Source organism: Cupriavidus sp. YR651 (assembly GCF_900101625.1).
GTDB lineage: Bacteria > Pseudomonadota > Gammaproteobacteria > Burkholderiales > Burkholderiaceae > Cupriavidus.
Genome location: NZ_FMYZ01000008.1, coordinates 278,488 through 291,883, shown reverse-complemented (window position 1 = coordinate 291,883; position 13,396 = coordinate 278,488). Strand labels below are relative to the sequence as shown.

Here is a 13,396-nt window from a genome sequence, read left to right as displayed (position 1 = left end):
CCACCCTTCCGCCACTTTCCCTCGCGGATTCGCGTCGTGCCCGCCGTGCGCGGCATGCCCGCTCACTCGACGACGTCGCCCACCCAGACGCGGTCGAACGCCGCCGCGGCCTCATGCTGGATCTTGCGGACGGTCTCGGCATCGGGCGCCTCGTACTCGCACACCATCCGCATGCGATCGGCCGCGATCAGGCTGCGTCTCCAGGTGACGTTGTACAGCGCGAGGCACGGCCGCTCGCGATCGGCCACGACCTTCATGTCCTCGTCGGACTGCGGCGTGGCAAAGCTGCGTTCCACAATGATGCGTGACATGGCTGGCTCCTTTCAGGGACTGAGGTGAGAACGCTTTCAGACTAGCGACGTCGCGTTGGCACGAGCGTTGGAATGAGGTGAAGTGCCGAACCTTCCACGTCGCGCGACAGCGGGCGGCAATCGGAGCGCGTCGGAGCGACCCGCGTGTTGGCCCATCATCCCTCCCGCCCCGGTGCCTGGGCCGGCAGCGACAACGGCAGCGGCGCCGACAACGGCGACGACAGCGCCCGCTCCAGCGCCGCGACGGCGCGCGCGCCGGGCCGCTGGCCCGCGATCAGCCAGCGAAGTTCGGCTAGCCATTGCTCTTGGGCGTCGCCATCGCCATTGGCCGCCGCGGACTGTGCCAGGCAGGCCGTGGCGATGGCCGCCTCCGTCAGGCGCCGCACCACGCGCGCGGCCGCCAGCGCATCATGCGCGCACGCGGCGGCCACGTCCCACTGGCCGCGCGCCATGGCTAGCTGCGCCGCCGCATTGAGCGCATATGCCAGATGCGCCTTGTCATCGCTGGCATGCAATGCGCCGAGCGCCGTCGCCAGCGCGCTGTCCGATAGCGGGTCCTCCGCTGCATGCGCGCGCCGGATGGCCGACAGCGCGCCCAGCGCATCGGCAAACGGCGCGCCCGATTCCCCCATGCGCCGCGCCACGTCGCCGATCTCGGCGGCAAGGGCGATGACCGCCTCGTCGCGTCCCAGCTCGAACGAGAGCGTCGCCAGCCACACGCGGCACTCGTACTCTCGCCAGTGATCGCCCCGCGCCTGTGCCAGCGCGCAAGCCCGTGCCACCTGCGCATGCGCCGGTTCGGCGCCGCCATCGACGCGGGCCAGCAGCCCTTGCCCCCACAGCAGTTCGATCACCTGCAAATCCAGCGTCTGCGCCAGCGCGTCGGCCTCGCCAAGCATCGCGCGCGCACGCGGCAGGTCGCTTTCGACTTCCAGCAGGCATCGCGCCGTATTGGCCAGTTGCTGGCAACGCGTGGCGGCGTCCGCCTTGCGGCTCATGCGCTCCGCCGCCAGCGTGGCGCGACGCACGCTTTCCACATCGTTGCCTTGTTGCCGCAGCCACGACAGGATGTGCAGGCCGCTGGCGGCGGCATCGTGCAGCGCGAGCGCATCGGCATCCGCAATGGCACGTTCGATGGCGTCGGCCAGCGCCGGCAGCCGGCTCGCGCCGCATCCGGCGGCGGCCATCACCCGCAGGCGCAGCAGCCGGATCTCCAGCCGCACCCGCGCGGCACCTGACGGCAGGCGCGGCAACGTGGCCAGACCCCGGTCGGCCACGGCGGCGGCCTCGCCGTTGGCGTAGACGCGCAGGCATTGCTCGGCGGCATCGGCGCAGGCCTGCGCGGTCATTGCCGCGTCGTCGGCCAGGCTGGCGTGGTGAACTACTTCGCCGTGCAGACGCGGATCGTCCGCGCTGGCCGCGATCATCTGGCGTGCGATGAGCCGGTGCATCATGCGCCGGCGCGGCGGCGACAGGCTGCGGTACGCGGCCTGTCGCACCACATCGTGACTGAAGTCCACCAGCCCGTCGGCCCCGGTCCGCAACAGGCCGCGCCGTGTCAGGCGGTCGAGCGTGGCCAGCGCCTGCGCTTCGGCGATGTTCGCCAGACCGGCCAGCCATTCCGGCGCTACCGCGCGGCCCACGGCCGCCGCCCACACCAGCAGCTCGCGCGCGGGAGCATCCAGCGCATCCAGCCGGTCCGCCACCAGCGCGTCCAGCGTCCGCCCGCCTTGACTCCCTTGCCCCTCCTGTCCGCCCTGCCCCGCGGCATGCGCGATCTCCAGCGCAAAGAGCGGGTTGCCGCCACTTTCGCGCGCCACGGCCCGCGCATCGAGCGTCGCGCCCGCCGACGCCAGCAACGCGGAGATCTCCCCCGCCGACAGCGGTGCGAGGTCGAATCGCATCATGAATCCCGCACGTGCGAGCGCATGCAGCATGCGCGTGGCGCAGCGGTTGTCGTCGACCTCCCCGGGGCGCGCCGCGCCCGCCAGCACGACGCGTGGATCGCCCTGCAGCGTGCGGACGAGGTAGTGGAGCAGTGCCGCCGATCCTTCGTCGATCCACTGCAGGTCATCCAGTGTCAGGACCACGGGCTGCCGCGCCGCCAGCGCCAGCAAGGCATCGGCAACGGACTGGAACAGCCGGGCGCGACCCGCCTCATGGTCGATGGCTTCGTCGCCGGGCGTGGCGGCACCGAACGGTGCCATCGCAAGGGTGGCGCCATCAGCGGCCCCGCCGCCGCCCACATCGCCTTCCGCATTGCCAACACTTCGCCACGCATCCAGCCAGAGTCCGTATGGGCGGACCATTTCCGCCTCATAGCAGCGGCCGCGCAACACGCGCCGGCCAGCGGCCTGTGCCAGCGCGGCCAGATGGTCGAGCAGCCGCGTCTTGCCCAGGCCCGGCTCGCCAACAAACATGGTCAGGCCCGGCGAGCTGCCGCCTGCTGCCAGCAGGGCAATCGCCGCACGCTCCGCCTCGCGCCCGGTGAGCGGTGGAAGCGGCGGCAGCAATGGCGATGGCAACGGCTGCTGCGATGCGGCTGTCGGCGTCGATGCGGGTATCGATAAAGGAATCGATGTCGGCATCGGCTGCGGCCGCGACGGGTGTGGCAGCCCGAGCGCCTCCGCAGCCTCGCCCGCAAGCGGCGCGGTTGCGGGCGCCGGTGCCGGGCCGGCGCGATGGCTGGCCGCCTGCACCGCGCGGCGCGCCCGGTGGATTGCGTCGTCCAGCGGACCATGATCGGCGGCGCTCAGCTCGCGCCGCAGCAGGTCCCGCGCGTACGCATAGTGCTGCTCGGCGTCAGGGTAGCGGTCCGCCGCCCCCAGCAACGTCACCAGCGTCGCGTGGGCGGACTCCGCCAGCGGCTCGGCAGCGACCAGGGCGCGCCCGTGCGGCAAGGCGCGCGCCGGATCGTCCTGCAAACGGGCGATCAGCGTCGTCAGCACGTCATGACGCACCGCGTCGTAGCGTTCCCGCTCGGCGGCGCACCAGTGATAGAAGCGATAGCAGTTGGCCAGGTCCAGTCCGGCCAGGAACTCGCCGTGCAGCAGCGCGGCGGCGGCTTCGAGCGACGCCAGCGATGCCGTCTGCGCGCCGTCGGCAACCAGCGACATGAGCTGCACGATATCGACGGGCGCGCCATGCGCGGCAAACGTGACGCGCTCGCGGTCCGCTTCCAGCCGGACGGCCGCCGCATCATCCAGCACCGGACGCAGCTTGGTCAGGCTCCAGCGCAGCGCGGCACGCGGATCGTCGGGACCTTCCCAGAGCAAGTCGCACAGGGCCTGGCGCGATTGCGGCGCGCCGGTGGCGATGAGGTAGCCGAGCAGCGCGCGTGTGCGCCGCGAAGCGGGTAGCGGCACCGGCTGGCCATTGCGCATGACGGACAAGTCGCCCAGCAGGCGCACGGAAGGAGGCGGGAGGCCGGCATCGGTATGTGCGATGTCCTCGCTCGCTGCCATGTCGCACCTCCCTGGGTCGATGGCCGCGCCGTCGCTGCGTGGCCAGCGGTCCGGCACGGCCGTATCAACGGTGGTGCCAACGGTGGCCACGCATAGTGAAGCCGTGCAGCGACAACGCAACGCATGTCACAGGCGCTGCAGGCCGGCGTGCTGAGATCAAGGTAGCACATGGCCCCACCCACTTCCAGACCACAGAGGAGGCTCATCATGCTCATCGCCAGGTGGCAGATCGACGCCCGTTTCGGGCACAAGCAGGAGGTCATCGGCCGCCTGCAGGCATGGGCGCGCGACATCGCGCCACAGGCGGGGCTACTGCGTGGCCGGCTTCTCACCGGCTCCGTCGGCGCGCGGGAAGCCACGGTGGTTCACGAGTGGGAAGTCGCCGATCTGGGCGAGCTCGACCGCGCGTGGGCCGAGCTGGGCAAGATCGCCGCGCACGCCCAGTGGGGGCGTGAACTGGAGCCGTTCGTGGTGTCGGGGACGGCGCGGTGGGAAATCTACCGGGTCATCGATCCGTTAGCCTGATCGGGACGCCGTGAGGACGCCATCAGGACGCCACCAGGACGCCCGGGGCACCCTCAGGACACCCCCTGGCCCGCCCGCCACGCCGCGTAGCGCGCCTTGTTTTCCTCGTTGGGCGGATAGAGTCCGGGCAGCGGCGTGCCACGGTCGACCTCTTCCATGATCCAGCCCTCCAGCCGCTCCTGCTCCACCGATGCGGCCACCACGTCGGCGAGCATCGCGGCGGGAATCAGCACGGCGCCATCCTGATCGACCACGATGACGTCGTTGGGGAAGACGGCCACGCCGCCACAGTCGATCGGCTCCTGCCAGCCGACGAAGGTCAGCCCCGCCACCGACGGCGGCGCCGCCGTGCCCTGGCACCAGACCGGCAGTCCGGTTTGCAGCACGCCCGCCACATCGCGGACCACGCCATCCGTCACCAGCGCCGCCACGCCGCGCTTCTGCATCCGCGCGCAGAGGATGTCGCCGAAGATCCCGGCATCGGTCACGCCCAGCGCGCCCACCACCGCCACGCAGCCAGCCGGCATGGCCTCGATGGCGGCGCGCGTGGAAATAGGCGACGCCCACGAGGCTGGGGTGGCCAGGTCCTCGCGCGCCGGCACAAAGCGCAGCGTGAACGCGCGCCCGACGATGCGCGGCAGCCCCGGCGCCAGCGGCCGCGTGCCGCGCAGCCAGACGTTGCGCAGGCCGTGCTTGAGCAGCACCGTGGTCAGCGTGGCCGTGGAGACGGATTGCAGGGCATCCCGGATGGCGGGGTCGATTGCGAGCGATTCGGTCGTCATGGTGCGATCCAAGCGGAAGGAAAGGGAAATGCCTCAGCCCAGCGCGGCGGCGGCGCGCGCGTCATGGCGGGCCAGGCGGGTCAGCAGGTGATCGACCTCGGCACGCGCCGTGGCCGACATGGTCGCCGCCGGCTTGCGCTGCGCGGCGGACGTCAGCAGCCCGCGCCGCATCATCACGTACTTGCGCACGGCCAGCCCGGCGCCGGGCTGTTGCTCGTAGCGCAGCAGCGGCAGGTGGGCGTCGAACAGGTCATGGGCGGCCTCGCGCTGGCCCGCCGCATGCAGGCGCACCACATCGCACAGCATGTCCGGGAAGCAGTAGCCCGTGTTGGCGCCATCGGCGCCGCGTTCCACCTCGTAGTCGAGGAACAGGCCGTTGTTGCCGCACAGGATCGAGACATGGCGCATCGATCCGTCCGCCTCGAAGCCCCGCAGCGTGGAGATCTTCTCCAGCCCCGGCCAGTCTTCATGCTTGAGCATCACGCACGACGGCAGGTCCTGCACGATGCGGCGGATCACCCCCGGCGTCATCTGGACGGAGAACGTGAGCGGATAGTCCTGGATCACGAATGGCACGTCGGCGCCGATGGCTTCCACCGCCTGGCGGTAGTAGCCGACGATCTGGTCGTCGGTGCGCAGCGTGTTGGGCGGGGCGATCATCACGCCGGCCGCGCCACGGTCCATGACCTCGCGCGTGAGCGCGCGCATCGCCGCAAAACCGGGCGCCGACACCCCCACCACCACCGGCAATTGCCCCGCGCGACGGATCATGCGCGCGGCCACGTCCACGGATTCGGCGTGTTCCAGCTTGGGGGCTTCGCCGAGCTGGCCCAGCACCGTGATGCCGGTGGCGCCGCAGGCGACGTAGAAGTCGGTCAGCCGGTCGATCGATGCGGTATCGATCGAGCCGTCGTCGAAGAACGGGGTCGGGGCAATCGGGAAGACGCCGCGGGCGTCAGCGGTCAATGGCATGGTGGCTCCTGCATGGGAAGTGGCAAGTTTGCTAGCATGCCACGATGGACGTCCGATTCTTGCAAAGCTTCGTTACGGTGGTCGATGTCGGTTCGCTCGCGGAAGCGGCGCGCCGGCTGGACCTGACGCCGGCCGCAATCGCGGCCCGGCTGCATGCGCTCGAGGAAGAGCTTGGCGTGCCGCTGGTGCGGCGCGCGGGCCGATCCGTGGTGCCAACCGAGGCCGGCATCCGCATCCTGGACCGTGCCCGGCAGATCATTCGCGACATCCGCGACATGAACACGGTGGCCAGCGGCGATGCGTCGCTCGGCGAATTCCGGCTGGGCTCGTTCGTCACGGCCATGGGCAGCATCGTGCCGCCGCTGCTGGGGCGGCTCTATCGCCAGCATCCCAACGTGAGCCTGTTCGTCAAACCCGGCCGCTCCATCGAGCTGTGCGAAAGCCTGGTGCGCGGCGAGCTGGACGCGGCCATCGTCGTCGAGCCGCAGTTCGCCGTGGCCAAGGGCTACCAGTGGGAAGAATTCATCGCCGAACCGCTGGTGGTGGTGGCGCCGGCGTCGATGGCCGGCCAGGACCCGCACGCGCTGCTGGCGACCCAGCCGTTCATCCGCTACGACCGCTCGGTGCTGGGCGGCCAGCTGGCAGACCGCTACCTGCGCGACCACAACCTGCGGCCGCACCAGCGGCTGGAAGTCGACGGCCTGATGGTCATCGCCGCGCTGGTCAGCGAGGGCCTGGGCGTGGCGCTGGTGCCGGACTGGGCGCCGATGTGGGACGGGCGGCTCGATATCGCCCGCCTGCCGCTGCCGGACCGCGCGCCGGTGCGGCGTGTCGGCCTGATCTGGGCCACGCACGGCCCCCGCGCCACGCTGGCCGAGGCGCTGCTGGCCGAGGCGCGCGCGCTGTTCGGCACCGCCCGCGCCGAGGCGGCGGCACCGCGCACGCGACGCAAGGCGACGCGGCAAGCCTGAGACCACGGCGCTATTCCGGCGTCTTGCCACGGGTCTCGGGCGCGCGCAGGAAGTCGAAATCCACGCCCTGATCAGCCTGCGTCACCGTCTGCAGGAACAGCTTCAGGTAGCCGCGTGGTGCGCTGGGTTCGACCACCGGCGACGCCGCGCGCCGCCGCGCGAGTTCCTCGTCCGGCACCAGCAGGCTCAGTTCGCGCCGGCTGACACTCAGGCGGATGCGGTCACCGGTACGCACCAGCGCCAGCGGGCCGCCCACCGCCGCTTCCGGCGTGACGTGCAGCACCACCGTGCCGAACGCGGTGCCGCTCATGCGGCCATCGGAAATCCGCACCATGTCCTTCACACCCGCGCGCGCCAGCTTGCGCGGGATCGGGATGTAGCCCGCCTCCGGCATGCCCGGCGCACCCTTGGGGCCGATGTTGCGCAACACCAGGATGTCGTCCGCCTGCACATCGAGGTCGTCCGTGTCGATGCGATCGACCAGGTCCTGCGAGTCCTCGAACACGACCACGCGGCCCTCGTGCTCCATCAGCTTCGCATCGGCGGCGGACTGCTTGATGATGGCGCCGCCCGGCGCGAGGTTGCCGCCCAGCACCGCGATGCCACCCTGCGGATAGATCGGATCGGCAATCGTGCGCACCACAGCCTGCCTGAAGCCGGGGCCGGCCGCCTCGATTTCCTCGCCCAGCGTGCGGCCCGTGACCGTCAGCGCGTCCAGGCGCAGCAGCGGCTTCAACTCGCGCAGCAGCGTGGCCATGCCACCCGCCTTGTGGAAATCCTCCATGTAGTGCTGGCCGCTCGGCTTCAGATCCAGCAGCACAGGCGTCTCGCGGCCCATGCGGTCGAGCGCCTGCATGTCGATATCCAGCCCCATGCGTCCGGCGATGGCCGCCAGGTGCACGATGCCATTGGTGGACCCGCCGATGGCCAGCAGCACGCGCATGGCGTTCTCGAACGCCGCCGGCGTGAGGATGCGGTCGATCGTCAGACGCTCCTTTGCCATCGCCACCGCCCGCGCGCCGGTCAGCTCGGCCATGCGGATGCGGTCGGCGGTCACGGCCGGCGGCGTGGCCGAGCCTGGCAGGCTCATGCCCATCGCCTCGGCCAGGCAGGCCATCGTGCTGGCCGTGCCCATCACCGAGCAGGTGCCCACGCTGGCCACCAGCTGGTTGTTGACGTCGGCGGTCTCCTCGGCATCGATCTCGCCCGCACGGAACTTGCCCCAGTAGCGGCGGCAGTCCGTGCACGCGCCCACGCGCTCGCTGCGATGCGAGCCCGTCAGCATCGCCCCGGTCACCAGCTGGATCGCGGGCACGCCAGCGGACGCCGCGCCCATCAGCTGCGCCGGCACGGTCTTGTCGCAACCGCCGATCAGCACCACGGCATCCATCGGCTGGGCACGGATCATCTCCTCCGTGTCCATCGACATCAGGTTGCGCAGGTACATGCTGGTAGGCGCGGCAAAGCTCTCGTGCACCGAGATCGTCGGGAAGGGCATCGGCAACCCGCCCGCCAGCATGATGCCGCGCTTCACGGCGTCCAGCAGCTGGGGCATGTTGCCGTGGCACGGGTTATAGGCGCTGCCGGTATCGGCAATGCCGATCACGGGACGATCGAGCGCGCTGTCCGTATAGCCGGAGCCCTTGATGAACGCCTTGCGCAGGAACAGCGAGAAGCCGAGGTCGCCGTAGTTGGTCAGGCCCTTGCGCAGGCCGCCCGCGCCGGGCTGGCCGGCGTCGGTCGATGCGGGGGTCGTGTCCTTGGGGGGCGTGTCCTTGGGTGTCTGGGTCATGATTCGAATGGGCGATGAAGTCGCGCGTGGATTGGCGCTGAAGCCGGCGATGAAGCCGCCGGTCAGCTATCGGATTTGATCTGGGCGTCGGTAATGACCTTTTCCCAGCGGGTGACCTCGGTCCGCAGGCGATCCGCGGCCTTGTCGGGCGAGGTCGGGCTCAGGGCATAGACGCCCTGCTTCAGGAACTGGTCTTTCACATCGGGCGCTTCCAGCATTCTGGCGATGGCCGCGTTCAGGCGCTCGACAACCGGCGCGGGGGTGCCCGCGGGTGCCAGCACGCCGAACGTGGAGCTGACGTCGAGCGCCGGCATGCCGGCCTCGACGGCCGACGGCACGTCCGGCAGCATCGAGATCCGCCTGGGCGCGGCCACGGCCAGCGCGCGCAACTGGCCGGCCTTGATGAACGGCTGCGCGGCGGGCACGGTCTCCACCATCATGTTGACCTGCCCGGCCACGAGGTCGGTCATGGCGGGGCCGCTGCCCTTGTAGGGAACATGGACCATGTCGATACCGGCCTCCTTGCGGAAGATTTCGGCGGCCATGCGCTGCGGCGCGCCGGCGCCCGACGACGCGTAGTTCAGCTTGCCGGGGTTGGCGCGGCCAAACTGGATCAGTTCCTGCAGCGTATGCACGGGCAGCTTGGGATTCACGACGACCACGAGTGGCACCGAGCCTACCACCATCACCGGCGCAAAGTCCTTGACGAGGTCATAGCGCAGCTTGCCGCGCTCCAGCGTGGCCATCGTCGAATGGGACGTCAGCGCGCCCATCAGCAGCGTGTAGCCGTCCGGTGCGGCCTTGGCGACCACCTCCGCGCCGATATTGCCGCCGGCGCCGCTGCGATTGTCGACCACCACCTGCTGGCCGAGCGCTTCACTGAGCTTGGTGGCGATGATGCGGCCGATCACGTCGGTCGCGCCACCCGGCGGATACGGCACCACCAGCCGGATCGGCTTGTCCGGCCACGCGGCGAAGGCCGGGGAGACACGAAGCGCCGTGGTCGTGGCCAGGCCGGCCATTCCGGCCAGCAGCATGCGGCGACGGGCCGCGCGGGTGAGGTGGGTCATGGGGTCTCCGGTGTCATTGTTATGTAGACAGCGCGGAAAACCGGGGGCCGGCCTCTCTGGGCCGGAGGACGCGCTGCAGGCCACAGTCTGGCCCCAGCCGGAAGAAGAAAAAAGCGATTTTCAGACGGATTAACCAAAAAATTCTTATCGTCTGCGCCCGCACATCCGGGCGCCGGCGCAGACGGCGCGGGGCCTACTGCTTCAGGAATGCCAGCAGGTCCGCGTTGATCACGTCGGCGTTGACCTCGCACATGCCGTGCGAGAACCCGGGATAGGTCTTGAGCACCGCGCCCTTGACGATCTTTGCCGACATCCGGCCGGCATTGTCGATCGGCACGATCTGGTCGTCCTCGCCGTGCAGGATCAGGGTCGGCACGTCGATCTTCTTCAGGTCCTCGGTGTAGTCCACCTCCGAAAACTGCCTGATGCACTCGTACTGCCCCTTGATGCCGCCAGCCATGCCCTGTGCCCAGAACGCATCGATGGTGCCCTGCGAGGGCGTGGCGCCCGGCCGGTTGAAGCCGTAGAACGGCAGGGCCAGGTCCTTGTAGAACTGCGAGCGGTTGCCCGCGACACCCTTGCGAATGCCATCGAACACATCGATCGGCAGACCGCCCGGATTGGTCGCGGTCTTGAGCATCAGCGGCGGCACGGCGCCAATCAGCACGGCCTGCGCCACGCGCTTCGTGCCGTGACGCCCGATGTAGTGCGCCACTTCGCCACCGCCCGTGGAGTGGCCGACCAATGCCGCGCCCTGGATGCCGAGCTTCTCCAGCACGGCGGCGAGGTCGTCGGCATAGGTGTCCATGTCGTTGCCCTCCGACGGCTGGCCCGAGCGGCCGTGGCCCCGGCGGTCATGCGCGATCACGCGAAAGCCCTGCTGCACGAAGAACAGCATCTGCGCGTCCCAGGCGTCGCCGCTGAGCGGCCAGCCATGCGAGAACACGATCGGGCGACCGGTTCCCCAGTCCTTGAAATAGATGTCGGTGCCATCCTTGGCAATTGCGAAAGGCATGATGCGTGCTCCTTGCGAGGGCGGATTGAGGAAGAACGATCGGTACGGGTCGGCCACGGCGCATGGCGAAGGCGCTGCGGCGACACAAGGGGAACTGCGATGAAACCGGGATGAAGCAAGGATGAAGCCCGCCACGGCGGCATGCGGCGCGCCGGCAAACGATTCATGAAATGCCATCGACCGGACAAAGGCAAGGCGTGAGGCGCAGGCTTCACAAGAATTCACGCGACGGCGGTGCGATCCGTTTGCTAAGCTGATCTGGTCCGCTTTGCCGTCAACCGGGTTCCGCCAACAGGAGATCTGTCATGGGCCAGCGCATCACCATCGCCGTGCCGGACGGCAAATTCGCCGCCTATCTCGCCACGCCCGAGGCCGCCAATGCGCGCGGCACGGCCATCGTCGTCATCCAGGAGATCTTTGGCATCAACGCCGACATGCGCGAGACCTGCGACAACTTTGCGCGCGAGGGCTTCGTGGCGATCTGCCCGGACCTGTACTGGCGGCAGGAACCCAATGTGGAGCTGACCGACCAGACCGAGGCCGAATGGAAGAAGGCGCTGGCGCTCTATGGCGCGTTTGACGTCGACAAGGGCGTGGCCGATATCGACGCGACGATCACCGCAGTCCGCCAGCAGCCGGGCGTGACCGGCGGCGTCGGCACGGTGGGCTATTGCCTCGGCGGGCTGCTGGCCTTCCTGACCGCCACGCGCACCGGCGCGGATGCCGCCGTGTCGTACTACGGCGTCGGCATCGACAAGCACCTCGGCGAGGCGCCAACGATCTCGAAACCGCTGCTGATGCACATCGCCGAGGAAGACGAGTTCGTGCCCAGGGAAGCCCGCGCGACGATCATCGAGACACTGGAGGACAGCCCGCATGTGGAAATTCATTCCTACCCGGGCTGCCAGCACGCGTTTGCGCGCATCAACGGCGTGCACTACGTGGATGCGGCGGCCAGAGAGGCCAACGCGCGCACGCTGAAGTGGTTTCAGGCCATGCGCTAACTTCTGCTCAGGTCAGATCAGGTCAACTCAGGTCAGCTCACATCAGCGCATGCGGCGCAGGCCGCGCCGGCCGATCTGTTCGATCGCCGCGCACACGATGAAGTAGATCACGGCCACGGCCGCGAAGATCTCCATCGCATAACCCATGTTGCGGCCGTTCACCTGCGTGGCGGCCGTCGACAACTCGACCACACCGACCACGTAGGCCAGCGACGTGTCCTTGGTCAGCGATACCCACGTGTTGGCCAGCGACGGCAGCATCGCCCGCAGCGTGGGCGGCAGCAAGACGAGCCGCAGCGACTGCGCCGGCGTCATGCCGAGCGCCAGCGCCGCCTGATGCTGGCCCCGGCCGATGGCGGCGAACCCGGCCGACATCGTTTGCGCGATGTATGACGCGCCGATGGCCGCCAGGGCCACGACAACGGTCGAGACCTCCCCCACCTGCACGCCGGCCAGCATCGGCAGCAGGAAGTACGTCCAGAAGATCAGCATCACCACGGGAATCGCCCGCAGGAAAGCCAGGCCGGCACGGACCGGCCGCGCGACGGTGGCCGGCGCCAGTTCGAGCCAGCACGCCAGCCCGATGCCAACAATCGTGGCGCCCAGGCAGGCCAGCAGCGCCATCCACAGCGTGAGCGCTGCGCCAGCGAGCGCGCCCTGCGGGAACGCGCCCTTGAGCAGGTACGGCAGCTGGCCGGCGACGAGATGCAGCGCGGTATCAGGCATGCATCGCACCGGTCCACTTCATCCTGCGGAACAAGGGCGGCGCGGCGGCCTGCAGCAGCAGGATCAGCGCCACGTAGAGCAGCGTGGCCACGCCGAACGCCTGGAAGGCCAGCAGCGAGTCGGTTTCCACCTGTCTTGCGGTGTAGGAGAGTTCGGCGAAGCCGATCGCCATGGCCAGCGACGTGTTCTTGATCGTCATGCAAAACTGCCCGACCATCGGCCGCGCGGCGATGCGCAGGCCTTGCGGCAGCACGATACGGCGCCACGCCGCCCCGGGCGCGAAGCCGAGCGCGAGTGCCGCCGTGAATTGCCCCGGCGGCACGCTGGCGAGGCCGGCTTCGATCTCACGCACATAGAATGCGCTCGCATAGAGGCCGATGCCGAACGCCGCCGCCAGTGCCTCCAGCGACGGCGCCGGCAGCGTGACCGCGCCCAGCGCGATGCCGCGCCAGTCGGAGATTGCGCCGATGGCGCCGTCTCCCAGCCACTGCGCGGCACCGAAATACCAGAAAAACAACTGCACGAGCAGCGGCGTCTTGCGCAGGAAGGCCACGGCGAGCCGGGCCGTCCAGCGCACCGGACGCCACGGCGAGCGGCGCATCAGCAGCCAGACCGCGGCCAGCGTGCAGCCGATGGCGAACGCCGCCAGCGACAGCGCGATCGTCATGACAAAGCCGCCCAGCAGCCATTGAAGGTACTTGGGCGGCAGCGATTGCCAGAGCATGGCGTGCATGATTCACAGCGGCGGATGCCGGCGCCGTGGC

General features: G+C 69.6%; 12 protein-coding genes. 3 read left to right on the top strand and 9 right to left on the bottom strand.

Features of this window, described 5'->3' with window-relative positions:
• Nucleotides 1–62: 62 nt before the first annotated feature.
• Together BLR29_RS22230 and BLR29_RS22225 are read right to left on the bottom strand one after the other, a co-directional pair.
• A complete protein-coding gene (locus tag BLR29_RS22230) occupies nucleotides 63–311 on the bottom strand; it encodes a nickel-binding protein (protein ID WP_092139615.1) in 249 nt (82 codons plus the stop codon).
• A 155-nt stretch (nucleotides 312–466) separates the two neighbouring features.
• On the bottom strand, nucleotides 467–3,775 hold the full coding sequence (locus tag BLR29_RS22225; RefSeq protein WP_092139613.1) for an ATP-binding protein: 3,309 nt from the start codon (nucleotides 3,773–3,775) through the stop codon (nucleotides 467–469).
• A 207-nt stretch (nucleotides 3,776–3,982) separates the two neighbouring features.
• Here BLR29_RS22225 and BLR29_RS22220 point away from each other — a divergent pair, with 207 nt between their 5' ends.
• A complete protein-coding gene (locus tag BLR29_RS22220; RefSeq protein ID WP_092139611.1) occupies nucleotides 3,983–4,300 on the top strand; it encodes a hypothetical protein in 318 nt (105 codons plus the stop codon).
• Nucleotides 4,301–4,353: 53 nt separating this feature from the next.
• Here the strand turns inward: BLR29_RS22220 and BLR29_RS22215 are convergent, their stop codons facing one another.
• The gene (locus BLR29_RS22215) at nucleotides 4,354–5,082 is read right to left on the bottom strand and encodes a ribonuclease activity regulator RraA (protein WP_092139609.1); all 729 of its coding nucleotides are present in this window, start codon (nucleotides 5,080–5,082) and stop codon (nucleotides 4,354–4,356) included.
• 33 nt (nucleotides 5,083–5,115) lie between these two features.
• A complete protein-coding gene (locus BLR29_RS22210) occupies nucleotides 5,116–6,054 on the bottom strand; it encodes a dihydrodipicolinate synthase family protein (protein WP_092139607.1) in 939 nt (312 codons plus the stop codon).
• A gap of 44 nt (nucleotides 6,055–6,098) precedes the next feature.
• Here BLR29_RS22210 and BLR29_RS22205 point away from each other — a divergent pair, with 44 nt between their 5' ends.
• Nucleotides 6,099–7,025, top strand: coding sequence for a LysR family transcriptional regulator (locus BLR29_RS22205; protein ID WP_092139605.1), 927 nt, complete (start codon nucleotides 6,099–6,101; stop codon nucleotides 7,023–7,025).
• Between the two features lie 10 nt (nucleotides 7,026–7,035).
• Here the strand turns inward: BLR29_RS22205 and BLR29_RS22200 are convergent, their stop codons facing one another.
• The 3 genes from BLR29_RS22200 to BLR29_RS22190 form a co-directional block, all read right to left on the bottom strand.
• Nucleotides 7,036–8,817 carry an IlvD/Edd family dehydratase gene (locus BLR29_RS22200; RefSeq protein WP_255371357.1) on the bottom strand — a complete coding sequence of 594 codons (1,782 nt, stop codon included), beginning with the start codon at nucleotides 8,815–8,817 and terminating at the stop codon, nucleotides 7,036–7,038.
• Nucleotides 8,818–8,879: 62 nt separating this feature from the next.
• On the bottom strand, nucleotides 8,880–9,887 hold the full coding sequence (locus tag BLR29_RS22195) for a Bug family tripartite tricarboxylate transporter substrate binding protein (protein WP_092139603.1): 1,008 nt from the start codon (nucleotides 9,885–9,887) through the stop codon (nucleotides 8,880–8,882).
• A 193-nt stretch (nucleotides 9,888–10,080) separates the two neighbouring features.
• Complete coding sequence (locus BLR29_RS22190) at nucleotides 10,081–10,902, bottom strand: alpha/beta fold hydrolase (protein ID WP_092139601.1); 822 nt, start codon at nucleotides 10,900–10,902, stop codon at nucleotides 10,081–10,083.
• Nucleotides 10,903–11,207: 305 nt separating this feature from the next.
• Here BLR29_RS22190 and BLR29_RS22185 point away from each other — a divergent pair, with 305 nt between their 5' ends.
• On the top strand, nucleotides 11,208–11,906 hold the full coding sequence (locus BLR29_RS22185; RefSeq protein WP_092139599.1) for a dienelactone hydrolase family protein: 699 nt from the start codon (nucleotides 11,208–11,210) through the stop codon (nucleotides 11,904–11,906).
• Between the two features lie 42 nt (nucleotides 11,907–11,948).
• Here the strand turns inward: BLR29_RS22185 and BLR29_RS22180 are convergent, their stop codons facing one another.
• A complete protein-coding gene (locus tag BLR29_RS22180; RefSeq protein WP_092139597.1) occupies nucleotides 11,949–12,632 on the bottom strand; it encodes an amino acid ABC transporter permease in 684 nt (227 codons plus the stop codon).
• Nucleotides 12,625–13,365: an amino acid ABC transporter permease gene (locus BLR29_RS22175; protein ID WP_092139595.1), complete on the bottom strand. Its 741-nt coding sequence runs from the start codon at nucleotides 13,363–13,365 to the stop codon at nucleotides 12,625–12,627. Before BLR29_RS22175 ends, BLR29_RS22180 begins: the two co-directional genes overlap by 8 nt.
• Nucleotides 13,366–13,396 lie beyond the last annotated feature (31 nt).

Excerpts from the sequence above, each read along its gene's own strand:
- BLR29_RS22230 (WP_092139615.1), bottom strand. The coding sequence starts at position 311 with ATGTCACGCATCATTGTGGAACGCAGCTTTGCCACGCCGCAGTCCGAC.
- BLR29_RS22225 (WP_092139613.1), bottom strand. The coding sequence starts at position 3,775 with ATGGCAGCGAGCGAGGACATCGCACATACCGATGCCGGCCTCCCGCCT.
- BLR29_RS22220 (WP_092139611.1), top strand. The coding sequence starts at position 3,983 with ATGCTCATCGCCAGGTGGCAGATCGACGCCCGTTTCGGGCACAAGCAG.
- BLR29_RS22215 (WP_092139609.1), bottom strand. The coding sequence starts at position 5,082 with ATGACGACCGAATCGCTCGCAATCGACCCCGCCATCCGGGATGCCCTG.
- BLR29_RS22210 (WP_092139607.1), bottom strand. The coding sequence starts at position 6,054 with ATGCCATTGACCGCTGACGCCCGCGGCGTCTTCCCGATTGCCCCGACC.
- BLR29_RS22205 (WP_092139605.1), top strand. The coding sequence starts at position 6,099 with ATGGACGTCCGATTCTTGCAAAGCTTCGTTACGGTGGTCGATGTCGGT.
- BLR29_RS22200 (WP_255371357.1), bottom strand. The coding sequence starts at position 8,817 with ATGACCCAGACACCCAAGGACACGCCCCCCAAGGACACGACCCCCGCA.
- BLR29_RS22195 (WP_092139603.1), bottom strand. The coding sequence starts at position 9,887 with ATGACCCACCTCACCCGCGCGGCCCGTCGCCGCATGCTGCTGGCCGGA.
- BLR29_RS22190 (WP_092139601.1), bottom strand. The coding sequence starts at position 10,902 with ATGCCTTTCGCAATTGCCAAGGATGGCACCGACATCTATTTCAAGGAC.
- BLR29_RS22185 (WP_092139599.1), top strand. The coding sequence starts at position 11,208 with ATGGGCCAGCGCATCACCATCGCCGTGCCGGACGGCAAATTCGCCGCC.
- BLR29_RS22180 (WP_092139597.1), bottom strand. The coding sequence starts at position 12,632 with ATGCCTGATACCGCGCTGCATCTCGTCGCCGGCCAGCTGCCGTACCTG.
- BLR29_RS22175 (WP_092139595.1), bottom strand. The coding sequence starts at position 13,365 with ATGCACGCCATGCTCTGGCAATCGCTGCCGCCCAAGTACCTTCAATGG.